At 36.6% G+C, this 26,196-nt stretch carries 30 protein-coding genes; 22 read left to right on the top strand and 8 right to left on the bottom strand.

The genetic code is table 11. The annotated features are described in order from the left end of the window. Positions 1–3: 3 nt before the first annotated feature. Together E7480_00150 and E7480_00145 are read left to right on the top strand one after the other, a co-directional pair. Positions 4–705: a sigma-70 family RNA polymerase sigma factor gene (locus E7480_00150; GenBank protein ID MBE6903006.1), complete on the top strand. Its 702-nt coding sequence runs from the start codon at positions 4–6 to the stop codon at positions 703–705. 43 nt (positions 706–748) lie between these two features. After that, entirely contained in the window at positions 749–1,486 is a 738-nt protein-coding gene (locus tag E7480_00145; GenBank protein ID MBE6903005.1) for a polysaccharide deacetylase family protein, read from the top strand. Between the two features lie 285 nt (positions 1,487–1,771). On the opposite strand, the gene E7480_00140 is transcribed toward E7480_00145, so the two are convergent. Then, the gene (locus E7480_00140; GenBank protein MBE6903004.1) at positions 1,772–3,013 is read right to left on the bottom strand and encodes a hypothetical protein; all 1,242 of its coding nucleotides are present in this window, start codon (positions 3,011–3,013) and stop codon (positions 1,772–1,774) included. Between the two features lie 233 nt (positions 3,014–3,246). Next, on the bottom strand, positions 3,247–3,588 hold the full coding sequence (locus tag E7480_00135; GenBank protein ID MBE6903003.1) for a hypothetical protein: 342 nt from the start codon (positions 3,586–3,588) through the stop codon (positions 3,247–3,249). A 153-nt stretch (positions 3,589–3,741) separates the two neighbouring features. On the opposite strand from E7480_00135, the gene E7480_00130 reads away from it, so the two are divergent. The 12 genes from E7480_00130 to E7480_00075 all read left to right on the top strand — a co-directional run bounded on the left by E7480_00130 (position 3,742) and on the right by E7480_00075 (position 16,714). Next, a complete protein-coding gene (locus tag E7480_00130) occupies positions 3,742–3,987 on the top strand; it encodes a helix-turn-helix transcriptional regulator (protein ID MBE6903002.1) in 246 nt (81 codons plus the stop codon). Between the two features lie 372 nt (positions 3,988–4,359). Further along, positions 4,360–4,917, top strand: coding sequence for an ECF transporter S component (locus tag E7480_00125; protein ID MBE6903001.1), 558 nt, complete (start codon positions 4,360–4,362; stop codon positions 4,915–4,917). 14 nt (positions 4,918–4,931) lie between these two features. After that, positions 4,932–5,429: a small multi-drug export protein gene (locus tag E7480_00120; protein MBE6903000.1), complete on the top strand. Its 498-nt coding sequence runs from the start codon at positions 4,932–4,934 to the stop codon at positions 5,427–5,429. A gap of 48 nt (positions 5,430–5,477) precedes the next feature. Further along, on the top strand, positions 5,478–6,740 hold the full coding sequence (locus tag E7480_00115; GenBank protein MBE6902999.1) for a bifunctional folylpolyglutamate synthase/dihydrofolate synthase: 1,263 nt from the start codon (positions 5,478–5,480) through the stop codon (positions 6,738–6,740). Positions 6,741–6,803: 63 nt separating this feature from the next. Then, positions 6,804–8,627 (top strand): tetratricopeptide repeat protein, encoded by a 1,824-nt coding sequence (locus tag E7480_00110; protein MBE6902998.1) that lies wholly within the window; start codon positions 6,804–6,806, stop codon positions 8,625–8,627. Positions 8,628–8,742: 115 nt separating this feature from the next. Beyond that, a complete protein-coding gene (trkA, locus tag E7480_00105; GenBank protein MBE6902997.1) occupies positions 8,743–10,110 on the top strand; it encodes a Trk system potassium transporter TrkA in 1,368 nt (455 codons plus the stop codon). Between the two features lie 6 nt (positions 10,111–10,116). Further along, the gene (locus E7480_00100; protein ID MBE6902996.1) at positions 10,117–11,550 is read left to right on the top strand and encodes a TrkH family potassium uptake protein; all 1,434 of its coding nucleotides are present in this window, start codon (positions 10,117–10,119) and stop codon (positions 11,548–11,550) included. A 209-nt stretch (positions 11,551–11,759) separates the two neighbouring features. Next, positions 11,760–13,160: a hypothetical protein gene (locus tag E7480_00095; protein MBE6902995.1), complete on the top strand. Its 1,401-nt coding sequence runs from the start codon at positions 11,760–11,762 to the stop codon at positions 13,158–13,160. A 10-nt stretch (positions 13,161–13,170) separates the two neighbouring features. After that, the gene (locus E7480_00090; GenBank protein ID MBE6902994.1) at positions 13,171–14,181 is read left to right on the top strand and encodes a class II fructose-bisphosphate aldolase; all 1,011 of its coding nucleotides are present in this window, start codon (positions 13,171–13,173) and stop codon (positions 14,179–14,181) included. A gap of 118 nt (positions 14,182–14,299) precedes the next feature. After that, the gene (locus E7480_00085) at positions 14,300–15,454 is read left to right on the top strand and encodes an FprA family A-type flavoprotein (protein MBE6902993.1); all 1,155 of its coding nucleotides are present in this window, start codon (positions 14,300–14,302) and stop codon (positions 15,452–15,454) included. A gap of 25 nt (positions 15,455–15,479) precedes the next feature. Beyond that, positions 15,480–15,638 carry a rubredoxin gene (locus E7480_00080; protein MBE6902992.1) on the top strand — a complete coding sequence of 53 codons (159 nt, stop codon included), beginning with the start codon at positions 15,480–15,482 and terminating at the stop codon, positions 15,636–15,638. A gap of 323 nt (positions 15,639–15,961) precedes the next feature. Then, a complete protein-coding gene (locus E7480_00075) occupies positions 15,962–16,714 on the top strand; it encodes a ZIP family metal transporter (GenBank protein ID MBE6902991.1) in 753 nt (250 codons plus the stop codon). Positions 16,715–16,752: 38 nt separating this feature from the next. On the opposite strand, the gene hpt is transcribed toward E7480_00075, so the two are convergent. Further along, the gene (gene hpt / locus E7480_00070; protein MBE6902990.1) at positions 16,753–17,307 is read right to left on the bottom strand and encodes a hypoxanthine phosphoribosyltransferase; all 555 of its coding nucleotides are present in this window, start codon (positions 17,305–17,307) and stop codon (positions 16,753–16,755) included. A gap of 207 nt (positions 17,308–17,514) precedes the next feature. Between hpt and E7480_00065 the strand changes: the two genes are divergently transcribed. Next, on the top strand, positions 17,515–18,006 hold the full coding sequence (locus E7480_00065; protein ID MBE6902989.1) for a superoxide dismutase family protein: 492 nt from the start codon (positions 17,515–17,517) through the stop codon (positions 18,004–18,006). Between the two features lie 43 nt (positions 18,007–18,049). On the opposite strand, the gene E7480_00060 is transcribed toward E7480_00065, so the two are convergent. Both E7480_00060 and E7480_00055 read right to left on the bottom strand, forming a co-directional pair. After that, a complete protein-coding gene (locus E7480_00060; protein ID MBE6902988.1) occupies positions 18,050–18,577 on the bottom strand; it encodes a hypothetical protein in 528 nt (175 codons plus the stop codon). Between the two features lie 78 nt (positions 18,578–18,655). Continuing rightward, positions 18,656–19,639 carry a hypothetical protein gene (locus E7480_00055; protein ID MBE6902987.1) on the bottom strand — a complete coding sequence of 328 codons (984 nt, stop codon included), beginning with the start codon at positions 19,637–19,639 and terminating at the stop codon, positions 18,656–18,658. 137 nt (positions 19,640–19,776) lie between these two features. On the opposite strand from E7480_00055, the gene E7480_00050 reads away from it, so the two are divergent. The 5 genes from E7480_00050 to E7480_00030 all read left to right on the top strand — a co-directional run bounded on the left by E7480_00050 (position 19,777) and on the right by E7480_00030 (position 22,554). Further along, a complete protein-coding gene (locus tag E7480_00050) occupies positions 19,777–20,148 on the top strand; it encodes a hypothetical protein (protein ID MBE6902986.1) in 372 nt (123 codons plus the stop codon). 6 nt (positions 20,149–20,154) lie between these two features. Continuing rightward, positions 20,155–20,712, top strand: coding sequence for a flavin reductase family protein (locus E7480_00045; protein ID MBE6902985.1), 558 nt, complete (start codon positions 20,155–20,157; stop codon positions 20,710–20,712). Positions 20,713–20,741: 29 nt separating this feature from the next. Next, entirely contained in the window at positions 20,742–21,068 is a 327-nt protein-coding gene (locus E7480_00040; protein ID MBE6902984.1) for a hypothetical protein, read from the top strand. An 86-nt stretch (positions 21,069–21,154) separates the two neighbouring features. Further along, entirely contained in the window at positions 21,155–21,772 is a 618-nt protein-coding gene (locus E7480_00035) for a hypothetical protein (GenBank protein MBE6902983.1), read from the top strand. 71 nt (positions 21,773–21,843) lie between these two features. Next, positions 21,844–22,554: an SDR family oxidoreductase gene (locus tag E7480_00030; protein ID MBE6902982.1), complete on the top strand. Its 711-nt coding sequence runs from the start codon at positions 21,844–21,846 to the stop codon at positions 22,552–22,554. Between the two features lie 62 nt (positions 22,555–22,616). Here the strand turns inward: E7480_00030 and E7480_00025 are convergent, their stop codons facing one another. Both E7480_00025 and cysK read right to left on the bottom strand, forming a co-directional pair. Next, positions 22,617–22,853 (bottom strand): hypothetical protein, encoded by a 237-nt coding sequence (locus E7480_00025; protein MBE6902981.1) that lies wholly within the window; start codon positions 22,851–22,853, stop codon positions 22,617–22,619. 156 nt (positions 22,854–23,009) lie between these two features. Next, complete coding sequence (gene cysK / locus E7480_00020; protein MBE6902980.1) at positions 23,010–23,936, bottom strand: cysteine synthase A; 927 nt, start codon at positions 23,934–23,936, stop codon at positions 23,010–23,012. A gap of 222 nt (positions 23,937–24,158) precedes the next feature. On the opposite strand from cysK, the gene eda reads away from it, so the two are divergent. Next, positions 24,159–24,716 carry a bifunctional 4-hydroxy-2-oxoglutarate aldolase/2-dehydro-3-deoxy-phosphogluconate aldolase gene (gene eda / locus E7480_00015; protein ID MBE6902979.1) on the top strand — a complete coding sequence of 186 codons (558 nt, stop codon included), beginning with the start codon at positions 24,159–24,161 and terminating at the stop codon, positions 24,714–24,716. Further along, on the top strand, positions 24,716–25,738 hold the full coding sequence (locus E7480_00010; protein MBE6902978.1) for a sugar kinase: 1,023 nt from the start codon (positions 24,716–24,718) through the stop codon (positions 25,736–25,738). The genes eda and E7480_00010 overlap by 1 nt, the downstream gene beginning before the upstream one ends. A 15-nt stretch (positions 25,739–25,753) precedes the next feature. On the opposite strand, the gene E7480_00005 is transcribed toward E7480_00010, so the two are convergent. Then, positions 25,754–26,113, bottom strand: coding sequence for a hypothetical protein (locus E7480_00005; protein MBE6902977.1), 360 nt, complete (start codon positions 26,111–26,113; stop codon positions 25,754–25,756). Between the last annotated feature and the right edge of the window lie 83 nt (positions 26,114–26,196).

The raw sequence follows: 26,196 nt of genomic DNA, 5'->3' as shown, positions 1-26,196 counted from the left end.
ATTATGTCTTTAATGTTTTTTGGATTGGATATTTCAACTTTTTTTCAGTTTATTTTATATATAAGCTCTCCTGCTTCTTTTCCTAAGCCTTTGACAAGTGCAGAGGAAAAGCACTATATTCAGCTTTTGAAAAACAAGGATGAGCAGGCAAGAAATGTGCTTATTGAAAGAAATTTAAGGCTTGTGGCGCACGTTATAAAAAAGTATCACGGCTCCTGTCCCGAGCACGAACAGGAGGACCTTATTTCCATAGGTACTATAGGACTTATAAAAGCAATAGACTCCTTTGATTGCGATAAAGGTGCAAGGCTTGCAACCTATGCGGCGAAATGTATTGAAAACGAAATACTTATGCATTTTCGCAACCTGAAAAAGACATCTTCCGAAATTTCTATAAACGACCCGATAGATACTGATAAAAACGGAAACACTCTTACTCTTATAGATATAATTGCCGAGGAAGATAATATAATTGACAGTATAGATACTAAAATAAAGTTAGAGCGTCTTTCAAAAATTCTTGATAAAACCTTAACTCAGCGGGAAAAAACTATAATAATTTTACGCTACGGACTATGCTTTATGCGACCTCTCACCCAAAGAGAAACTGCTGTTAAAATAGGAATTTCCCGTTCCTATGTTTCAAGAATAGAAAAAGCAGCGTTAAAGAAATTGCATAATGCAATAAATAACGCAGTTGATTAAGGAGGGTTTTTTTATGAAAATCGTATTATTTAAAAAAAACAGGATGCTGTTAATGTTCGGAATAGTTATAGCTTACTGTACTGTTATGCTCACTGCTTTCGGAGGCTTTTCGAATTTTAAAGCAGTATTAGCGCCTAAAAAAGAACTGCCCATATACTGCGTTCAGACAGAGGAGAAAAAAGCATCACTTACCTTCGATGCCGCCTGGGGAAACGAAGATACTCAGCAGCTTATTGATATTTTAGGCAAATACAATGTAAAAGCAACATTTTTTGTAGTGGGTGAATGGGTAGATAAATTTCCTGAATCAGTAAAGGCTTTGCACGATGCGGGCCACGAAATTATGAACCACAGCAACAATCACAAGCATATGCCACAGCTTTCGGCAGAGGAAATAAAAAAAGACATAGACGAATGTAACAGTAAAATACAAAAGGTTACAGGTGTAACGCCCATTCTTTTCAGACCGCCTTACGGCGATTACAGCGACAGAGTTATAACAACTCTGAGAGATATGAAAATGTATACAATTCAATGGGATGTTGACAGTCTTGACTGGATGGATAAAACAGCAGATTACATAGTTAACAGAGTTACGACAAAAGTAAAAAACGGCTCAATAGTTCTTTTTCACAATGCCGCAAAAAATACCCCCGAAGCCTTGCCGAGAATAATAGAAAAGCTTCAAAGTGACGGCTATAGCTTAATAAAAGTTTCGGAGATTATCTATAAAGATAATTATGAAATAATCCACGACGGAACGCAGTGCAAAATATCGTAACGATATTTTGCAACGATATAAATCCCTTACGGGATTTGCGATATACACCTTTGGTGTGCGATATGTGTAAACACGCGATATGCCCTACGGGCGTGAAAAGGGATTTATATCATATCGCATTTACCGCAAGGTAAATATATCGCTTTTGAAAATCAAAAATATCACATTGCGTAGCAATATATCGCAAAAAAAGACGGCATCAGCCGTCTTTTTGAGGTAATAGGTGATATAAGCGCCTTCGGTACGAAGATAAACAGGCAATAGAACTGTCTATTTATATTTTTATCAGCCGCAAAAAACATATAACGTGTTGCTACTTGAAAACATCATATTTTTAGATTTTGTTATTGCAAATTTGGTATTTCTGTTAATATTTGGATTCCATCTTGATTCAAAGGTAATAATACGGTTGCCGGTTTTGTTTTCAAATACACCCTCATATGTTGCAACATAGTCTTTATCTGCATACAAAATTCCATTGCCGCCGCGTTCATCGTTGGTATAAAACTGTTCTGCATTACATGATTTAGGATTGAATTTGAAACTGTTCCAGTAAACATATCCATCGAGCAAAATCATTTTACGTGAATTATAATTCAGAAATCCGTAGTTTGGAACACCAAAAGGAACGGTATCAAAAACATCTATTTGCTCTAATGTTTCAATATTATAGTAAAATAATTTACAGCCTGTTAAGTTCGTTTCTGCAATATATAACGTAGCGTTATCTTCATCTACTAAAACTGCAGGCTCATAAAATCCAAGCATCTCATCCCAATTACCTATGCTACCGATTTTTCCGAGAACATATTCTTTGCTTTTAGTTGTGATATCGTATCTCCATATAAGCTGTTCTCTCTCTTCTCCCGCATAAAAAATAATATTTTTATAAACATCAAAGGAAAAAACATTAAACAGTTCTTCGATACTTCTTAAAGCTTTAAAATCAGCCTTGCTATAAACATTTATGCAATTTAGTTCGGGAAAAGAAATCCATAATTCGTCGCCGTACATATGAAGCTCAGCGGGTCTTCCCGGTAAAGAATGAGAATAAACAACTTTTCCTGTATTTCCGTCATATAAATTTATCTGATTTTTATTTCTACAAATTATATAAATTAAATCTTCGTCAGCCATATAGTCCACCATTACTCCGGGTAAATCAAACGAGTAATAAGGTACTTGATTTTTTAAATCTAAAATAGAATTTGTAAGTCCGTTGCCAAAATTCGGCTTGGTTTTTTCTGTTACTGTTGGTTGAGTATTGCTTGAAGATTGCTGAACCGAAGAAGAAGGCTGTTTTGAAGAACTGTCGATATTAGAAACAGTACTACTCATGTTATTCGAAGCTTCTGTAGCTACATCAGATGAAATAGATTCAGAAGATGTTATTATGGTTCCTTCTGAAGATATAATAGATATATCTGAGGTTATGTCAGAGCTAACGGTTGTATCCTTCAAAGAATTGCAACAGGAAAAACAGAGCAGAATTGCAATAACCATAATAACAGAAATATTTTTTTTCATTTTTCAAATACCTCCTTAAACAGTATTTGTATGATATTTTTATTATATCATAGATTATCTTAAAAGTAAAGTTGTTCAAAAACTTATACAAAAATTTGTGCTTGCCTTGAACACCGCATTTCTTCTTTATTCATTAATCTTTATTATTTATTCTTTAAAACAAAAAAAGACGGCGAGTGGCCGTCTTTTTGAGGTAATAAGTAAGAGTAAAGAAGTATGGTACAATTATGTATCTATTTCTGTATTTGTGTTGGTTCTTGTGTCTGTGCTTGTGACGGTTTTTGCATTTGCGGCTGTATCGGTTTCTGTGGCTGTTTTAAGCTTTTTCTGCCTGCAATAATATCAGAATTTTCTATCAGACGACCAAAGCCATATAGGAAGAACGAATTTAACCATGAGAGCAAAGAACCAAACACTGATAGCAATATACCATAAACAGCAAGAAGAGGAGATACCTCTTCGGAAATGAATGCAACAAGTATATAAATTAGTCCGATTAAAACTGATAAAACTATACCAGCCACACATATAACTTTTGCTAAAGTCATTATTTTGCTTCCAATATTTTTAAACATAAAAAAACTCCTTAAATAAAAATTTGTGCAAACAAAGTTATACAAAAAATGCGTAACTTTGTTTTGCACATTACGTTAATGTGACGTAATAATATCATAAAATTATGATATTGTCAATACGTTAATACGACGTATTGGAGAGATACTAAAGTTATGAAAAAGATTTGTTATTACAATAATAAAAATATTATTTCGGAAAAACTTAAAATATTAAGAGAAGAAAAAGGTTTATCGCAAAGTAATTTAGCTGCTAAATTACAAACAATGAACGTTAATATTGACCAGCAAATGATTAGTAAAATCGAAAAAAACAATCGTCAGGTTACTGATTATGAGTTAGCCTGCATATGTAAATGTTTATCAGTAACACCAAACGATTTACTTGATTTTTCAAAATAAAATTATAGCTTTTGTTGTAATCCCCATGGCTTAAATCGGTATTTGTTTTCATATACTTAGTGTATAGGCATAGGGATTGACAAAAAGAGCGGGCTTTGGTATAATGCTTTCCGGGGTAAACATTAACCCTGATCGACAACATAAGACTTTAGGGCGGAGTGAAAATCTCCACCGGCGGTGAAGCGTCTGCAAGGTTGTATGACGATAAGTCCGAGAGAGCGTTTTGCTTTGAATTGGTGAAATTCCAATACCGACGGTAAGTTTACATAATGTGAACAAGTCCGGATGAAGAAGTCAGGAGAAATTCCTGAAATATCCCTCAAGACTAAGCTTTTGCTGTCGAGGAAAAATTTATTTCAGGAGGGACATTAAATGTCATCTAAAAAAATCAGTATCAAAAAAATCGTTTATGCGGCTATCCTAATTGCAATTGCGGAAATTCTTATGCTCTTTGAATTTTTCATATTGCCATCGTATAATTTTTTGAAATTTGACTTTTCAAATGTTGCAGTTATGGTAGGCGGATATATTTTAGGACCTGTTTATGCAATTATAATTCTCATAGGAAAATGTCTTTTGCATATTCCTTTAGGTAAAAGTGGTCCGATAGGCGAGCTTGCAGATTTTATAACGGGCTTATTTTTTATTCTTCCCATGTGCATAATATATCTGAAGAAAAAAACACAGCTTTGGACTATAATAGGCTTAGCAATAGGAATTGTACTTTTAATTCCCACAGCGCTTTTTGCTAACAAATTTATTCTTTTGCCTGTATATATGCCTGCAATGACTGAAGCAGCAGCCTTTAAAGCGTATGCTTTGGGCGGTTTGATTCCTTTTAATTTCCTGAAAGGCGTTATTATTTCAGTTGTTTATTTCTCGGTAATTAAGATTATAAAAAGGGTTAACATTATAAAAGCTATATCATAAGGAGTTTTTAATATATGGCACAGGCAATAGGAAGGTTTTTCTCTGAAATTTTAGGAAAGCACGTATCTGTTTTTATATGCGCTATGCTGCCCGTAGTGGAGCTTAGAGGCGCTATACCCTTGGCGAGAGTTTTTGATTTACAGTGGCTTGAAGCATTTATCGTAAGCTTTTTTGGAAACCTTCTTCCTATTCCCTTTATATTGTTGTTTTTTACTGCTTTTCTTAAGTTTTTGAAGAAATTCAAATTCTGTGGCGGAATAGTTAATTTTCTGGAAAGAAAAGTTGAGAAAGCAACTAAGGATAGAGAGAATATTACCTTTTGGGGTCTTGTTTTTTTTGTTGCAATTCCTTTGCCGGGCACAGGTGGTTGGACGGGTGCTATGGCAGCTTCATTTTTGAAAATTCCATTTTGGAAAGCTGTTACAGCAGTTGCTTTAGGAATTCTTTTTGCTGATATAATAGTTACAATTATTGTTTACGGCGGCGTTACAGCACTGTCATTTTTAGTATAATTATATGAAAGGGCAAAGCTTTATACAGCTTTGTTTTTCTTAAGATTTATGGCTTGTTTTAATCCTGTTGATTATATAAATTCTAAATTGGTTTTTGGCTCTAAGCCGGGACTTGAACGCATAACCTGTCTTTTGGAAAGATTGGGAAATCCGCAGAAAGACTTGAAGTTTATACATATTGCTGGTACTAACGGAAAAGGCTCAACTGCCAGCTATATTGCAGAAATTTTAAAGGAGCAGGGTCTTAAAACAGGACTTTATATTTCTCCTTATGTCAATCGCTTTGAAGAGCGTATAAGTATCGACGGACAGTTTATTTCATATGAGGATTTAAAGCAGGTTACTGAGTATGTAAAACCTTTTTGCGAGGAACTTGCAGAAAGTCCCACAGAGTTTGAGCTTATTACTGCTATTGCTTTTTTATATTTTAAAAATAAGGGCTGCGATGTTGTTGTTCTGGAAACAGGCTTAGGCGGTCGCTTTGATGCAACCAATGTAATTGAAAAGCCTCTTATGAGCGTTATAGCCTCTATCTCCTTTGACCATATGCAGTATTTAGGGGATACGCTTTCTAAAATAGCCTTTGAAAAGTGCGGTATTATTAAAGAAAATGCGCCTGCAGTATGTTATCCTTTACAAGATGAAGAAGCATTACAGGTTATAAAGCAACAGGCAGAAAACAAAAAAAGTAAGCTTTTTATTCCCGACATTGAAGAGCTTGAAATTATAAGCTCGTCAATTGAGGGTAATGATATTGTATATAAGGGAATGTCAATTCATATTCCTTTAGCGGGTAAGCATCAGATTTATAACTGTATAACGGCTATTGAAGCAGTTATGAGAGTATTTGAAAATATTTCTCCAGAAACAATAATAAAGGGAATAAAAAATACAAAATTCCCCGCCCGTCTGGAAATAATAAAAAAAGAGCCTCTTATAATTATTGATGGGGCTCACAATGCAGACGGAATAGAAAACTTAAGAAATAATATTCTAAGCTTGCTAAAGGGTAAAAAAATAACTGTAATTATGGGTATGCTTCTTGATAAGGGCTACGAAAATGCAGTTAAAAAAATAGCGCCCTTGAGCAACACCTTTATAGCAATTACTCCTAAAAATCCCCGTGCGGCAGATTCGTCTTTGCTTGTTGAAACGGCACAGGGACTTTGCAAAAAAACTATAGATGCAAAAACAGCTGAGCAAGCGGCAAAGCAAGCTGTTGAAGAATTAAAAAATAACGATGTTATTATAGTATGCGGCTCTCTTTATATAGCCGGAGAGATGAAGCAAGAGCTTCTAAAAATCTTATAGGTTTTCAGGGAAAACAAAAGAAAGGGGACGGCAGAAAAATAATTTTCTGTCGGAGCGCTTATTATGGAAACTCAAAACAAAAAAATCAGATTTACAAGTCAGCAAAAAAAGAACTATCTTATGTCTTTTCTTATTTCAATAGCTGTATTGATAGTTGTTTTTGTTATAATTCTCGTTGTTCAGTTTTTCTCAAGTGCAAACACTACAAAGGCGCTTGAGCTTATCAAACAGGGCGACACATATTATGACGAGGCAGACTATGAAGCAGCCATTGAATATTATACAAAGGCTATGAACGCCGATAAAAAGAACATTGATGCAAGAATAAAGCTTGCGCATACCTACGAGCTTAATTCTCAATCCGATGCTGCAATTGAACTGATTTTAAAAAGCGTTGAGGATGCACCGGGAAGCTATGCATATTATGAATATGCAATTCAGTTTTATGTACGCTCGGGCGATTTTGAAAAGGCTTTGAATTTTATAGATACAATAAAGCACCCTCCCGTTCTTTTAAAGCTAAATCAATCACGTCCCGGCAATATATCTCTTGACCCGCAGGCAGGCTCATATAATAACTTTGTTACGGTTAGTGTTTTTTCTGATTCTGATACAAAGGTTTATTATACTACTGACGGCACAACCCCGAATGCAAGCTCAAACGTATATGAAAAGCCAATTACCGTAGATACTGAAAAAATGACAATTAAGCTTATAGGAATTAACACTACAACAAACCTTATAAGCGCACCTATAACCGCTGTTTATAATATTTATAACGATGCACAGACCTATACTTTTATGGACAGCAAAATTGAACAGATTGTAAGAGCAACTCTCAAAAAGCCTACAGACCAGATAACCTATAAAGAAATAGCGTCAATAGTTGAGCTTAGCAATATTGATGAGGACGGAAACGCTATTGAAGGCTATATAAGAAACCTTTCAGACCTTGAGGTTATGAGCTCGCTTTCAAGCATAAATTTTGTAAATGAAGCGGCACTTGCTAATTTCAATGTTTTTGAATCCTTGCAGTCCTTGCGCTCTCTTACTCTTACTAACTGCGCAATAGACAATAACGATTTCCAACAGATAACACAGGCTAAATCTTTGGAGATAATAAAGCTTGACAATAATCAGATTACTGATATATCTTCGCTTGTATCTCTTGATAATCTTCAGCATCTGAGCCTTTCTTCAAATCAGATAAGCGACTTATCTCCTTTAGAGGTTATAACAAGCATTAAAACCTTGAATTTGTCATCAAATAAGATAAATAATATTGAGGCTTTAAGCGGTTTTTCAGCTTTGAGCACCTTGAATTTAGCATCGAATGAGCTGACAGATATTTCACCTGTTTTTGAGCTTGTAAATTTAAAAGAGCTTGATGCTTCCGAAAATCAGATATCCGACATTTCCGGAATAAAATCAATGAAGGGCCTTAAAAAGCTTGTTTTGTCCGCTAATCCCTTGGAAAATCTTTCGCCTTTAGAGGATTTTAACACCTTGGAACAGCTTGAGTTGGCAAAAAATAATATTTCAGACCTTTCCTCATTGGAAGGCTTACAGCTTAAAAAGCTTATTCTCACTAACTGTAATATAACCAATATAAGCTCTTTAGGATATCTTACCAAGCTTGAATATCTTGATTTGAAAAATACTACTACCGATACAAACATTATCCCTTATATAAACAATATAGTTGACATAACACCTCTTTCAAAGCTTAAAAATCTTCAGGTACTTATGCTCAATATGAACCAGAATCTTGTGGATATTTCTGCTTTGACCAAGTGTACATCTCTTAAAAATCTGTACTTGATAAAGTGCAGTAAGGTAAACGACGAGGACTTTAGGGATAAAAACCATATAAACATATATAAATAAAATATAAAAGTAAGCTTCAGGATTTTTAAAAAAGTATCTTAAGGCTTACTTTTTTTGTTGCACTTTTTTTAGAATAGTGATATACTTAGAAAAACATCTTGAAGGGAAAAATAAAATGAAAATTATAATTTCAGGCTGCGGAAAAATAGGAATGACAATACTGCAAAGTCTTGTGGAAGAGGGACACGATATAACAGCTCTTGATATAGACGATGCAGTTATTGATGAAATAACGAATATATATGATGTAATGGGAGTATGCGGAAACTGTACCGACTGCGAAACTCTCAAAGAAGCACGCATTGATACAGCTGACCTTTTTGTTGCTGTAACAGGCTCTGACGAAATCAATATGCTTGCTTGCTTTTTGTCAAAGCGTATGGGCGCAAAGCATACAATAGCAAGAATAAGAAACCCCGAATACAATTACAGCAGTCTTGTTTTCTTACGCCAGCAGCTTGATCTTTCTATGGCGATAAATCCCGAATTGCTTGCGGCACAGGAAATTTATAATATATTAAAATTTCCCTCTGCGGTAAAAATAGAATCATTTTCAAGACGTGATTTTGAAATGATAGAAATCCGTCTTAAGCAGGATTCTTTGCTTGACGGAATGAATCTTATAACTATGCGTGAAAAATATAAAGCAAAGGTGCTTGTATGCGCAGTTCAAAGAGATGACGAGGTATTTATCCCCAACGGTAATTTTGTGCTTAAGGGCGGAGATAAATTAGGAATAACAGCTACACAGGCAGAGTTTGTTAAATTTTTCAAGGCGCTTAACGTTTATCAGAGAGAGGCCAAGGATGTAATGATTTTAGGGGGCAGCCGTACTGCATACTATCTTGCAAAAATGCTTGCAAACGGCGGTAACGATGTAAAGATAATTGACCGTGACCCCGAAATATGTCAGCGCTTTTCAGAGGATATTCCAAAGGCTACTGTTATTGTAGGCGACGGTGCGCATCAGGAATTGCTGATTGAAGAGGGAATAAAGGAAACAGAAGCTTTTGTTTCTTTGACAGGAATAGACGAGGAAAATATTCTTATGTCAGTTTTTGCTTCTTCTTTAGATGTGCCGAAGGTTATATCTAAGGTCAATAGAGACGAGCTTTACGACCTTGCTGAAAATCTCGGTCTTGATACGGTTATTTCTCCAAAGAAAATTATATCGGATGTCCTTGTCAGATATGTCAGAGCTCTTAATAACTCCTTTGACAGTAGTAACATTGAAACATTATATCATCTTATGGACGAAACAACAGAGGCTATTGAATTCAGAGTATCTGCTGAATTTGAGCATCTTAATATTCCCATCAAGGATTTAGGATTAAAAGACAATATAATTATTGCGGGAATTATCAGAGAGCGCAAGCCTATAATACCAATAGGTGACGATGTTATTATGGCAAATGACAGAGTTATTGTTATAGCAGCGGGCAGACGCTTGCAGGAGCTTTCTGAAATTATTAAAAAAGGATAAATTTAAATGAATTATAAAATGATAATACATACCACAGGTAAAATTGTCGGTATAGAGGCAGTATGCTTACTGTTATCTGCACTTGTGTCCCTTATTTATATGGAAGGCAGCGGAATATGGCTTTTGGTATCTGCGGTTATTTGTGCATTTGTATTTTTTGCTTCTCTTCTTTTTAAACCTAAGGATGAGGTATTTTTTGCCAAGGAAGGACTGATTACTGTTGCTCTTTCCTGGGTAGTTTTATCATTTTTAGGTGCATTGCCCTTTTATTTCAGCGGAGAAATCCCCGGCTTTATAAACTGTTTTTTTGAAACGGCAAGCGGACTTACAACTACGGGAGCAACTATTGTTGAAAATGTTGAAATTTTAAGTAAAGGCATTTTGTTTTGGAGAAGCTTTACTCATTGGATAGGCGGTATGGGAGTGCTGGTGCTTGTTATGGCTATTGCACCATCAGCTTCAGGACGTTCTATTCATATGCTTCGTGCCGAAATGCCCGGACCTGTTATAGATAAGCTTGTGCCCAGAGCAAAGTCTACAGCGAGAATTTTATATATAATCTATATAGTACTTACTTTGTCATTGGCGGTTTTGCTTTTATGCGGAGGAATGTCTGTTTATGAAAGTATAGTACACGCCCTTGCTACTGCGGGTACAGGCGGCTTTGGTATAAAGGCAGACAGTATAGCTTCATACAGTCCGTATATTCAGTGGGTAATCACTGTATTTATGGCAATTTTCGGAATAAACTTTAACCTTTTTTATTTTATAATTGCAGGCAAGGTCTTAACTGCTTTAAAGAGCAGAGAACTTTGGATATATTTAGGAATAATTACAACCTCAGTCATAATTATATTCTTTAATATTTTGCCTCAGTATCAGTCAGGCAGTCACGCTGTACGTGACTCAGCCTTTCAGGTTGCGGCGATTATAAGTACAACAGGATATACAACAGCTGATTTTAACGCTTGGCCTGTTTTCTCTAAAGCAATACTGCTTATGCTTATGTTTTTGGGCGGTTGTGCAGGCTCTACGGCAGGAGGACTTAAGGTTTCCCGTTTTGTTGTATTGTGTAAGGGTATAAACAATAGAATTAAACATATATTGCATCCCAGAACAGTAAAATCAATTCGCTTTGAGGGTAAGATAGTAGACGAAGAGATGATGACAGGTGTCTGGTCATATTTTGCAATATATTGCTTATGTATAGTTGCGCTGTTTCTGATTTTATGTCTTGAACCTTTTGATATAGAAACTAATCTTTCAGCGGCGGTATCTACATTTAACAATATAGGTCCTGCCCTTGGAAAAGCGGCTGTTAATTACAATGCGTATTCGGGCTTTTCTAAGCTGTGTATGACCTTTGCTATGATGCTTGGCCGTCTTGAAATTTATCCTTTGCTTATTCTGTTTATGCCTGCTACCTGGACAAGAAAATAAAATTATATGAGAAAAAGCAAGGTTTAGCTGAAAAATATACAACTAAAGCTAAAAAAGTGTAAATTCTATTAAAAAATAATGATTTTTTGTATACAAATTATTGACTAAAAAAAATAATATGATATACTAAACGTAGTATATAATGATGTACATATACGTATTTTTAGTAATTAATAATTAGCAAAAAGCTAATGTTTAGGAGGATTTTTATGAAAAAGAAAACTACTTTTGCACTATTTTTCGGTAACCGTGGATTTATGCCCGGAGAGCTTATTTTAGGCGCTCGTAAGGATATGATAAAAGCGGTTACAGATGCAGGCTATGACTATATAGCTATGGACGAAGATGCTACTCGTTACGGAGCAGTAGAAACAAGAGATGAAGGCCTTCTTTATCACGATTGGCTGAAATCTCATGAGGGCGAATATGACGGAGTTATTCTCTGTATGCCTATTTTCGTAGATGAAAACGGAGCTGTTACAGCTTTGCAGGATGCAGGCGTTCCGATTTTGATGCAAGCTTATCCCGATGAAATCGGCAAGATGGACTTTAAGCATCGCCGTGATGCTTACTGCGGTAAGTTCTCTGTTACTGATGTTTTCTATCAGTATAAGATTCCCTTTACCGTTCTGAAGCCCCACGTAGTACATCCCTTGACAGATGCTTTCCGTCAGAATTTAGACGATTTTGCGGCTATCTGCCGTGTAGTAGGCGGTATGAAGCGCTTTAATCTTGGCTGTATCGGTGCCCGTACAACTGCTTTCAAAACAGTTAGATTTGACGAGGTTACTCTTCAGCGTTACGGCATAAATGTAGAGTCCTTTGACCTTTCTGAATTAGTATTCAAGGTACAGCAGAAGGCTGATGACGATGCAGCAGTTTTAGCACGTATTAAGCATCTTGAAAATTATACCGATTTTTCACGTGTACCTATGTCAAACAAGCTTACACTTGCTAAAATCAGCGTAGTTATTGATGAATACATAGAAGAATATCATCTTGATGCTATCACATTACGTTGCTGGAACGAGATGGAAACTATTTTGCGTGTATGTCCTTGCGTGCTCATTTCAGAGCTCAATGACCGCGGTATAGTTTGCTCCTGTGAAATTGACCTTTGCTCAGCTATCTCTATGCGTGCTATGGCATTGGCTTCCGGTGAGCCCACAACTTGTCTTGACTGGAATAACAACTACGGTGAAGACGAAAATAAAGTTATCCTCTTCCATTGCGGTCCTGTTGCTCAGGGTCTTATGAAAGGAAAGGGAACAGTTACAGAGCATAAGATGTTTGCTAAAGGCGATCCCGGCAGCGGTTGGGGTACAAACGAAGGCAGAATCCGTGCTTTCGATATGACTTACTCTAACTGTCTGACAGAGGACGGCAAGCTTACAATATATGCAAGCGAAGGTAAGTTTACAGATGATGAAATAGAAGCTGCTTTCTTTGGTTGCGGCGGCGTAGCTGAGATTGATGATTTACAGAATAAGCTTATAAAGCTTGCTCGTGGCGGCTTTAAGCATCATACTACTGTTGGTGTAGGTCATATGCAGGAAGTTTTGGAAGAAGCATTTGGCACATATCTTAAATATAACGTAGTGAAGATTTAAGGAGAAAAAAATGAGTATCATTCGTGACAGACAAGAAGTTTTAGATATATATAAGGCTGCCGGTGAAAAGGGCTGGGTACTTCCTTGTGTTTGCACCGAAAATTTAACTACTAATGAAGCAATTCTTACAGCCGCAGAAGAATTCAGAAAAGATCACGGCTTAGATAAATTACCTATTATTGTGGCAATAACCTGCCGCTATGACCATCGTAGCCAGGCTACTAACTATACCAATACAGGTTGCTGTGATACAGGTCTTAAGCTGTTTACTGAGGAAATGAAAGTATTGGCTGATAAGGGCGGTATTTTTGAGAACTTACAGGTAATGCTTCATCTTGACCATATACAGCACGATTTGGACGCTGTTTTATTAGAGAGCGACCTTACAGATTATGCTTCAATTATGTACGATGCTTCTAATCTTCCTTTAGAAGAAAATATCCGCAAGACCGCTGAATTCGTTAAAAAGCGCGGACACGAAATTGTTATAGAAGGCGCTTGTGACGAAATAGTAGATGCAGGAGGCGGAGCGTGCAATAACCTGACAACACCTGAAGATGCACGCCGTTTCATAGACGAAACAGGAGTAGACCTTGTAGTGTGCAATCTTGGTACAGAGCATCGTGCTTCCGGTAAGGATTTGCAGTATCACGGTGAAGTAAGCCGAGAAATCAAAAAGGTTATAGGCGAGCATATCGTTCTTCACGGAACATCTTCTGTTCCCAATGATCAGGTGGCAAATCTTTATAATGACGGTGTGTGCAAGGTTAATGTTTGGACAGCTTTGGAGCGTGATTCCTCACCTTATCTGTTTGACCAGATGGTACGTAATGCACGCAAGGTTGCAAATAAAGCTACTGTTGATAAATTAGTGGCTGACGGCTACCTTACAGAAAAAGCAAATCCAGACGAGCCTGCTAATCTTGGATATTTTACAACAGCTTATCGTCAGAACATAATTTTTGAGCAAATGAAAAAAGATGTCAGAGCATATCTTGATATGTGGTATTCAATAAAATAAAATGACAAAAACGTCTGTTGATTTTTAAATTGACAGACGTTTTTATATAATAAATTGGTTGATAATTCAAAAATTATATGGTATAATTATTTGAGAATATTATTAATCAGAGGTAAAAATGAAAATTACAAATGACATTAAATATATCGGAGTTAATGACCATATAATTGACTTGTTTGAAGGTCAGTATGAAGTGCCTAACGGAATGGCGTATAATTCATATGCTATAATAGATGAAAAAATTGCAATTATAGATACTGTTTCCGCAGGCTTTACTGATGAATGGCTCAATAATATTAAAAATGCGCTTTCGGAAAGAAAGCCCGATTATCTTATAATTCAGCATATGGAGCCTGACCATTCTTCAAATATTATTAGCCTTATAAACGCTTATCCCGATGTGAAGGTTGTTGCATCTTCTAAATCTTTTGTAATGATGAAAAATTTTTTCGGGATAGATTTTGAAGAAAATAAAATAGTTGTAGGTGAAGGAGATACCCTTTCTTTAGGAAAGCATAATATAAGCTTTGTAACAGCGCCTATGGTGCATTGGCCCGAGGTTATTGTAAGCTATGACAGTACCGATAAGGTTTTGTTTTCAGCTGACGCTTTCGGAAAATTCGGAGCTTTGGATATTGAAGAGGATTGGGCTTGCGAAGCAAGGCGTTACTATATAGGAATAGTAGGTAAATACGGTGTTCAGGTGCAAAACCTGTTAAAAAAAGCAGCGGCTTTGGATATCGAGATTATTTGCCCCTTGCACGGTCCTGTAATCAGCGAGAATTTAGAATATTATTTTAATTTATATAATATATGGTCAAGCTATCAGCCCGAAGAAGAGGGAATTGTAATTTCATATACCTCAATTTATGGGAATACTAAAAAGGCAGTTATGTATCTTGCAGAAAAATTAAAGGAAAACGGCTGTCCTAAGGTAGTAATAAATGATTTGGCACGCTGTGATATGGCAGAAGCTGTAGAGGATGCTTTCAGATACAGCAAAATAGTTCTTGCAACCACTACCTATAATGCAGAGATTTTCCCTTTTATGCGTGAATTTATCAATCATTTAACAGAACGTAATTTCAGTAACCGTACAGTAGCTTTAATTGAAAACGGAAGTTGGGCGCCTATTGCGGCGAAGGTGATGAAGGATATGCTTGAAAAAAGCAAAAATATAACCTTTTCCGATACAACTGTGAAAATTGTTTCAAGTCTTAATGAAGAAAGTCTTGCTCAGCTTGACGCTCTTGCACAAGAGCTTAGCAAGTAATATATTTTAAAAGGAGGAAAATAAAATGAAAAAGTATGTATGCGATGTATGCGGCTGGGTTTATGACGAAGCGGCAGGCGATCCCGATAACGGTATTGCACCGGGCACAAAATTTGAAGATCTTCCCGATGATTTTGTATGTCCTCTTTGCGGAGTAGGCAAAGACAGCTTCAGCGAGCAATAAGAAATGGTAAAAGGGGCTGTAAAAAAAACGAAAAAGTTTTTTTACAGCCTCATTTTTAGGGGATAGGAAAAAATGTGCAGAATCTGTCAATTTTGCGCCGACAAAGCCTTGTCGGCGGTTACCCGACGGCGTACAGAGGTACTCCGAGGGCGAAATTGGCAGATAGCAAAAAACGTATATTTATTAGAAGAATTATCAAAAAGATGTTTTTCTATTAATTTTTGCTCTTTTTTTCATAAAAAGATGGTATATGGTTACTTTATTTACTTGTTTTATGCGCTCTGCGCTTTTTTTACAGCCCCTTTTGAAAGGATGTTTTTTATATGAGCTTAGTGCTGTTAACTGCTTTCGGAGTAGGCGGAGCAACAATAATAGGTGCTTTAATAGGATTTATTTTTAAAAAAGTATCTCATAAATTTTCGGATATTGTATTATCCTTTGCCGCAGGCGTTATGCTTGCCGCAGCAGTGTTGGGACTTATTTTACCATCATTGGAATACGGCGGAAAATACGGAATACTTATTACAGTTGTCGGAATTTTTGTGGGTGCAGTTTGCCTTAATCTTATAGATAAGTTAGTGCCTCACCTTCATAAGCTTATGGGAAGCGATACAGAAGCTCATAACAATACTAATTTAAGTAAGGTTCTTTTGTTTGTAACCGCTATTGCCATACATAACTTGCCCGAAGGAATTGCGGCAGGAGTAGGCTTTGGCTCAGAAAATTCTTCTCACGCACTTATTATTGCAGGCGGTATTGCTTTGCAAAATATTCCCGAAGGTATGGTAATTATCGGGCCTATGCTGGCGGCGGGAGTAACAACTAAGAAAACCTTTATATGTGCTATGATTACGGGACTTGTAGAGGTAGCAGGAACCTTGATAGGATATTTTGCAGTAAATATCGCATCAATAATTCTTCCTTTTGCCCTTGCCTTTGCAGGAGGCACAATGCTTTATATTATCAGCGATGAAATGATTCCCGAAACGCACGCACACGGAAACCAAAGAGGCGCTACTTACGCACTGCTTGTCGGCTTTTGTGTTATGCTGATAACAGATGTTTTATTAGGTTAAAAAAGTCCGAACTGAAAAAGTTCGGACTTTTTTATCAATTATTCTTCTGCAAATTCTGCTATGTAGGGTAAATTTCTGTAATATTCACCGCAGTCAAGACCGTAGCCGATAACGAAATAATCGGGAATGGTGAAGAGTACAATATCAGCTTCAAAATCAACAATTCTTCTTGAAGGCTTATCCAGCAGGGAAAGAACTTTTAAAGAAAGCGGATTTCGTGATTTTAAAAGCTTTACGACATCTTTTAAGGTTCTGCCTGTATCAATAATATCCTCTACTATTACAACGTGGTATTTGCTGATATCTCGGTCAAGGTCCATAGTTATTTTTACAATACCGGAGGAAACGGTGCCCTCGTAATAACTTTTTGCACACATAAAACCGATTTCACAGGGGACACTTACAGCTCGGCAAAGGTCAGCCATAAAAATAAAAGAGCCCTTTAATATACTTACTAACAGTATAGGGTTGCCGTCATAGATACTGTCTATCTTTTTTCCGGCTTCCTTTATCTTCTCATCAATTTCTTCCTTTGTTATAATAATCTTTTTAATTTTGCTGTTAAAATCTTCAACACTTTTAATATCTTTCATAATTGCGTTCCTGCCTTCTATATTGTAATGGTTTGGCGTCAAAAAGTATTTTTATTTACTTTTTCGACTAACTATAACCATTATTAGACATATTATACCATATATTTAGCTTTTATTCAATTGTTTTTTTAATTAATCAGAAATTCTAAAATAACTTTTTTTCGTTTTATACATATAATGTATATGTAAATAAAACGAGGTGAGATTATGAGAAAATTCAATAGCATTTTTTCTGTTTTCAGAAGGCCTGCAAACGCAGTAGCGTTTATAAACGGCAGTGAAGAATATCCCGATATAAAAGGCTTGGTGTTTTTTTATCAGATGCGAGAGGGCGTAATGGTGCGTGCTGAAATTTTTGGACTCCCTAAAGAAGCAGAGGTTTGTGACACACCCATATTTGCTTTTCATATTCACAGCGGCTCACAGTGTACAGGTGATGAAAACGATTTCTTTGCAGATACAAAGGGACATTACAATCCAAAGGATTGTCCGCATCCCTATCATGCAGGGGATATGCCATCGTTATTTAGCGTAAACGGTAAAGCAGTTTTGGCTTTTTTAACTGATAGATTTACAGTTAAAGAGATTTTGGAGAAAGCCGTAGTAATTCATTCGTCTACAGATGATTTTGCAACTCAGCCTTCCGGAAATGCCGGTAAAAAAATTGCTTGCGGAGTAATAAAACCCACAGCCAGATAAAAAGATGCACCGATTTTACATAAGAGATAAATCGGTGCATTTTTTAGATTTTTTTAAAAAGATAAACGAACAAATCATAGCTTGAAGCTAATGCCGCTATTATACATACAGTCCAACAAAGAGGAGTTCCAAAGGGTAAGGAAAGAAAATAGGGCACACTAAACAGAACAAGACCTGTTAATTTATTTAAATATGAATGACGGGAAGCGAATTGCTTGTATTTAACTGCAGATACGATATATGCAGAAACTCTGATAAGTAAGATTAAAGCAACAACTATCCAGATTTGTTTAGGAAGCTTTTCCCATAGTATAGGGAATATTTTTAACAGCATAACAGTATAAAACATTAAATCTGCAACACTGTCAAGCTTTGTACCGAATTTACTTACAGTATTTGTTTTTCTTGCAATAAATCCATCTAAAACATCAGTAACACCCGTTAACGTATATATAACAAAAAAAGGTGTTGTTAAAGGTGCAACGAATAACAGGAATATTGTTCCGATAATTCGCAGAGATGTAATGCAATTCGGAATATTGAAATTTTGACTTCTCATGATTTTTCTCATATCCAATATATTGTGATTTAAAGGATTGTCTTATTACATTATAGCACTTTAAAATACTATTTGCAACATAAATAAACATTATATTTTAAAAATAGATATATTCCATTCTTTTTCAGTTACTAAAGAAAGCTCTTTTAATTGCTCTATACGGCTGACACTCATAACAGGAATTGTATCGGGTTGTGCAAGTAAATAAGCAAGAGAAAGCATACTTATTGATATATTGTTTTTTTGACAAAGACAAATCAAATGGTTATACATTGACCCATTTTTGTCGGTAAGCCATTCCTTATTGCCAGAAAAATCTTCTGTATTATGCCAAAAACCGTCATAGACAGCGTTACATTGTTGAAGCTTTGAGAAAAAGCCGTGAGCAATAGAAGAATAGGGAAATAAGGAGAATTTATATTCAGCTTGTACTTCACGCAAGGCATTATCAGTTGCTATCATTTGTGTCGGCGGATAATAGTTTTCTGTTCCGTCCATAGCAAGACTCCATTCGTTTGATACCCCGACAAAATATTTGTCCCAATCCTTGCCTAAATATTCAATCGCTTCTTTAACACGGTGAGCTTTAAAGTTGGAAAAACCAAAACGTGAAGCTTTACCCTCATTTACTAAAGACACGCAAAAATCAACAATACTGCGAATGTCCAAAGCCTCGTTATCTCGGTGTAAAAGAATAATATGAAGCTTATCAAGTCCTAAAGCTGTTCTGCTTTCTTCTATGTCTTTTTTTAGAGAAATACTATCAACTCGGCTGATAGAAGGTGTTTCTAAGTCATAGTGGCAGGCTTTTGTTATAATAGTAGTATCGGTAATTTTTCTTTCTTTAAGCCAAGCACCTATAATTTTTTCAGAAGCATTGGTTTTGTCAACACCCCAACGTCCATATATATTTGCAGTGTCAAGAAGACGGCCGCCTAATTGATAATAAGCATCAAGAATATCAAAGGCAGCTTCTTTTGGCTTGCCTGTTAATCCCAATTCTCCCATAGAGCCTGTTCCGAGACAAACTCGGGAAAGGGGAGAAGGATAGGAACGGACAGTAATAGTTTTCATAAAAAGCCCTCGCTTTCTTTCTATGTATTATACCGCATTTTTAATATAAACTTCAAGTGTAAAAATAGCATTGAGAAAAGTAAAAATAAATGATATAATATATATAATAGACTGGCCGTATGAAATAAGGGGGAAAAATGATGAATAATTACGATAGAGAGGTTAAAGAACGCTGGGGCGACACCGTCGCATATCAGGAATATGAAAAGAAAACCGCAGCTTATACTACAGATAAATGGCAACGGGCAAACGATGGTCTTAATGAAATACTTGCAAAATTTGCCGAGTGCAAGAGAAGCGGACACACTGCTGACTCAATTGAAGCTCAGACTCTTGTAAAAGAAATGCAAAACTATATCACCGATAATTACTACCACTGTACTGGCGAAATTCTCGCAGGGCTCGGTCAAATGTATGTCGCCGACAAACGCTTTAAAAATAACATTGATAAACACGCCCCCGACACCGCAGAATTCATTTCCAAAGCAATAGAAATATATAGGAGGTAAATTTATATGCGTAAAGATTTTGGAGTAAAAACCTGGATGTATCCTATGCCCGTATTTATTGTTGCTGCTTATGATAAGAACGGCAAGCCGTGCTGTATGAACGCAGCTTGGGGCGGAACTTATGATACAAATCAGATAATGGTATGTCTTGCAGATGACCATAAGACTACAAAAAACATAATTGAAAGCGGTGCTTTTACGGTAAGTATTGCCGATGCAAAGCACGTTATAGAAGCTGATTACGTTGGTATTGTTTCGGGAAATAAAGTTTCTGATAAAATGGATAAAGCAGGTTTTACTACTGTGAAATCCGCCTTTGTAAATGCGCCTGTTATCAACGAATTTCCGATGACTGTTGAGTGTAAGCTGCTCAAATTCAACGAGGATGGTATCTGTATTGGTGAAATTGTAAATGTCAGCGCAGATGAAACGGTGTTGGGAACAGATGGACAAATCGACCCTGTAAAGCTTGAAGCAATTACATATGACCCTGTGCATCATACATATATTAAGCTTGGCGAAAAGGTCGGCAATGCTTTTTCTGACGGAAAGAAATTAAAATAATTGGGAGAAATACCGTGGAATATTCGTATATGATAGCGTATATACCGATAGTTATGATGTTTTTGATTATTTTCATAACACAGCGTAACGAAAAAACAGTTATAAAAAATATTTTGAATAAAAGAAAAAAGGATGATACTCAAATGTATGAATTAGCTCAGAAATTTTTGGGGAAGGAATGTATTATTTATACCTTTAATTCACAGCTTACAGGAATTATCAAAGAAGTTAACGAGGGCGGAATTCTTGTGGAAAAAGCAGGCGCCGATGAATTGATAAATTTTGATTTTATTGTTAGAATAAGAGAATATCCGAGAAATAAAAACGGTAAGAAAAAATCAGTTATTTTTGATTGATACGTCGAAAAATCTCATTAAATAATTATTGAAAAAATAAAAGCTTTGTATTATAATAGGCTCAAGAACAAAAGGAGTGGAAAAATATGTGTGAAATTAGATTTTTTATTTGTGAGCATTGCGGGAATTTAATAGGAATGATTCACGATGCAGGTGTTCCTATGATGTGCTGCGGCCAAAAAATGACAAAACTTGAAGCAGGCGTAGCAGAAGCAAGCCGTGAAAAGCATATTCCTGTTGTAAGTGTTTCAGAAAATACTGTAAATGTAGAGATAGGTGAAATAGAACATCCGATGACCAAAGAACACAGTATTCTTTGGGTATATTTGCAAACAGATAAGGGCGGTCAGCGTAAGTGCCTTGAAATAGGTAAAGCACCTAAGGTAAGCTTTGCTCTTGCCGATGAAAAGCCTGTTGCGGTATATGCTTACTGTAATTTGCACGGACTTTGGAAAGCAGATGTTGAAATAAAAGCTTGTGAATTGAAGCCTCTTAATACTTCATCAGTTGAAGATTATGTGGTATGTAAATGTAACAGCGTTAGCTATTTCGACATTTTGAATGAAATACAAAAGCACAACAATATAAATAATCTGTTAGGAATATTTGATGCTGTTAAAGAAACAACCCATTGTTCTTCAGGCTGCGGTGGCTGTTATGATAAAGTAATAGCTATTATTTCTGAAGCTATGTCAAATAAGTAATACTAAGTTGTTCAATTAAAAACCTGCGGTGTAAAAACTGCAGGTTTTTATACAAGAAAGAGGAAATTGAAATGTTTAATTTTAAAGATAAAATAGTTGTAATAACAGGCGGTGCCAGAGGAATAGGAAAATGCATCAAGGAACAGTTTGAAAAGGCGGGTGCCAAGGTCTGTATAATTGATATTCTTAGTAATGATTATTTTGTTGGTGATATTGCAGATAAGGAGATTTTGGAAAGCTTTGCAAGCAAGATAATTTCAGATTGTGGCAGAGTAGATTGCCTTATTAACAACGCTCCACCTAAAATGTGCGGCATAGAAGAGGGAAGCTACGAGGATTTTGAATATGCCTTAAAGGTAGGAGTAACAGCGCCGTTTTATCTTTCTAAGCTCTTTGCACCGTATTTTTCAAAAGGGGCAAGCATTGTCAATATTTCCTCCTCCCGTGACCGTATGAGTCAGCCTCAGACAGAGAGCTATACCTCTGCTAAAGGTGCTATCAGCGCCTTGACTCATGCACTTTCGGTAAGCTTTTCCGGTAGAGTGAGAGTTAATTCTATATCACCGGGCTGGATTGATAATGATTATAAAGCTTATGAAGGAGCTGATGCCGTACAACAGCCCGCAGGAAGAGTAGGAAATCCTTTGGATATTGCAAATATGGTGCTTTATCTGTGCTCTGATATGGCAGGCTTTATTACAGGTGAAAATATTTGCATTGACGGCGGAATGACAAAACAAATGATTTACCACGGAGATTGTGGCTGGATATTAAATAAATAAAAAATATCAAAAGCTGAGAAAACCCCCTCTATCCGATTATTTGGATAGAGGGGGTTTTGGAATTATTTTATAACCTTAACAAAAACGAGAACAGAAAGTATGATGCCGACAAGAGCATAAAGTCCCACTAACGAGCCAACAATTGAAAAGATAATGCCTATAAGCGGAATCTTTGCCAGAAGGCCAATTACAAAACCGCAGACAATATCGATCAAAACATATATAACGAGAGCCGTTATAAATGATTTGAGGTCAGTTGCTTTAAAAGCGTTGGGGAAAAATTTTTTTAGCATTTCCATTTTAATACATCTCCTATGTAATATTTTAAAACTCCACGCCTGTATGTTGACGTGAAATTTTTGATAGTAACTTGGACTGCGTAAAATTTGATTTATTTTCTTATTGTGAAAACTGAATACTAACCTGCATTTCCAATGCGTAGACGTGCTAAATTCTTATTCAAATAACGGAGTCGAAAAATATCTTTCGGCAGTATCAGGTAAAACAGTTACGACACGCCTGCCTTTTCCAAGCTTTTTAGCAAGACGAATTGCTGCTGCAACGTTTGTTCCGCTGGAAATTCCGCAAAGAATACCTTCCTTAGCGGCTAAATCCTTAGATGCTTGCAATGCTTCTTCGTCTTTTACAATACAGACATCGTTATATATTTTTTGGTTAAGTATCTCAGGAATAATACCGTCGCCAATTCCCATTTGAACGTGTGTACCTATTGAACCGCCGGAAAGTATAGCAGCATTTTCAGGCTCTACCGCCCAAATAAGAATATCGGGATTAGCTTCTTTAAGCACTTCACCTATACCTGTTATAGTACCGCCCGTACCTATTCCTGAACAAAAACCGTGAATTTCACCATTTACCTGCTCAAGTATTTCTTTTGCAGTAGCGCTGCGCTGTATAGCAGGATTAGCGGGATTTTCAAACTGCTGAGGAACAAAAACATTTTTGTTTTCAGCCTTCATTTTAAGAGCTAACTCAAGACATTCTTCGATGCAAAGACCTATATTTCCCGCATCGTGAACAAGAATAACCTCAGCACCGTACTGACGCACAAGAAGTCGTCTTTCTTCACTTACAGAATCGGGCATAATTATTTTCACCTTATAGCCCCTTACTGCACCGACAAGAGCTAAGCCAATTCCTTGGTTACCGCTTGTAGGCTCAACAATAATAGTATCTTTATTTATAAGACCTTTTTGCTCTGCATCACAAATCATATTATAAGCAGTGCGTGTTTTTATTGAACCGCCGACATTGAGTCCTTCAAATTTCACAAGAACTTCAGCGTCATTAGGCCCCGTCATATGATTCAAACGAATTATGGGAGTATTGCCCATAGCTTCTAAAATATTATTGTATATCATCAATAGCTTTAACCTTTCTAAAACAATCTATTATATTATACTAAGAGCGTAAAAAAATGTCAATAAATAAAAATAAAAGAAAGAGGAAACTTATATATTTTTTAAAAATCAGCTTTTGATAATAAAAATGAATGTTGTTTATTGACATAGTGTTATTTTTTAATATAATAAATATAAATGACAATTATTGCAGTTATGTAATGCAAAAAGGATGGTTGAAAAATGGAAAAGTATATTCCTGTTGTGGTCATCAAGGAGTTATCTGAAACTGATAAAATTTTGACTGCACTTAAAAATAACAATATTAATTGTGCGGAAATTACATTCCGTACTGCTTGTGCAGCAGAGGCTATCGCTTATGCAGTAAAAAATTATCCGGATATGGAGGTTGGGGCAGGAACTGTTATCAATGCTGAACAGTGCGAGATGGCACTTGCTGCAGGCGCAACCTTTATCGTATCTCCCGGATTTTCCCCTGCTGTTGCAACTATTTGTAAGGAGAAAAATGTTCCTTATTATCCCGGATGTGTAACTCCTACCGAGATTATGGCGGCACTCGAATTTGGGATTACAACAGTGAAATTCTTTCCGGCAAATGTCTATGGCGGTCTTAAAGCGCTAAAGGCGCTTTCAGCACCATTCCCACAGGTTAAATTTATTCCCACCGGCGGAGTTGATAGAAGCAATATAGATGAATTTTTGGCATTTGATAAAATAGTGGCTATAGGTGGTAGCTTCTTTGTAAAAGAAGCGCTTGAAAAAATGGAGGCAGAAAAATAATGAAAAAAGTAGTTACATTCGGCGAGCTTATGCTTCGTCTTGCGCCTAACGGATATTATAGATTTTTCCAAAATGATCAGATGCAAGCAACATTTGGCGGAGGAGAAGCCAATGTAGCAGTTTCACTTGCTAACTATGGTTTGGATAGCCTTTATGTTACAAAGCTTCCCAAACATGCTATCGGTCAGGCTGCAGTTGATTCACTTCGCCATTTCGGCGTTGATACATCAAAAATAGTTCGTGGCGGTGAGCGAGTAGGTATTTACTATCTTGAAAAAGGAGCCTCACAGCGCGGATCTGTTTGCATTTATGACCGAGCACATTCTGCAATTGCTGAGGCTGTTTCTACTGATTTTGATTGGGATAATATTTTTGAGGACGCAGATTGGTTCCATTTTACAGGAATTACTCCTGCGCTCGGAGGCAATATGGTAGAAATCTGTCGTGAGGCTTGTAAAGCTGCTAAGTCAAAAGGTGTTAAAATTTCTTGCGACCTTAACTATCGTGGGAAATTATGGACAAGAGATGAAGCAAGAAAAGCTATGACTGATTTGTGCCAATATGTAGATGTTTGTATTTCCAATGAAGAAGATGCCAAAGACGTATTTGAAATTGAAGCAGAAAATACAGATATTTACGGCGGAAAACTTAATCATGACGGATATAAGTCTGTTGCAAAACAGCTTTCCGATAAATTTGGTTTTGAAAAAGTAGCTATTACTCTTCGTTCTTCAATTTCTGCCAGCGATAACGATTGGGCGGGAATGCTTTATGACGGAGAAAATTATTGCTTCTCTAAATCTTATCATCTGCATATTGTTGACCGTGTAGGCGGAGGCGACTCTTTCGGCGGCGGACTTATTTATGCATTGCTTAACGGAAAAGATACGCAGTCTGCTATTGAATTTGCAGTTGCGGCATCAGCACTCAAACACTCTGTAGAAGGTGACTACAACCGCGTTAGCGTTTCTGAGGTTGAAAAGCTTGCAGGCGGCGACGGTAGCGGAAGAGTACAAAGATAAGAAGGTTTAAGACGGTTATGGATTGTTTCCATAACCGTTTTCTGCGTATTGGTGAGTTATATCATCAAATAAAAATCCAAGAACCTGAAGTTCTTGGATTTTTGTTGCGAGTGCTTTTAATATCCTCAAGGATAATATAGTAATTGTAAAAAGAAGAGCCTCAACTACGCAAAATGCGTGTCGAGGCTCTCGACTGGTTGGAGTGGCAGGATTCGGACCTGCGGCATCTTGCTCCCAAAGAATTTGGGAGTACCGGTCTCCGCTTATTTCCAGCCGTTTCCGCCCCTTTCCGCTCAGAAACACATCCTTTCCGGCACTCTTACCTCCACTGTTTCCGTGTACTCCGGTCGTGTAAATGGGATAAACTGTGGTCAAGCAAAACACCCCGAATGCAGCTTTCCGCCGCATCCGAGGTGTTTTTTGTCGTCTGTATGGTAACTCTGCCCGCCCCAAAAGTC

The organism is Oscillospiraceae bacterium (assembly GCA_015067255.1).
GTDB lineage: Bacteria > Bacillota > Clostridia > Oscillospirales > SIG519 > SIG519.
This window is presented reverse-complemented; position numbering and strand designations above follow the sequence as displayed.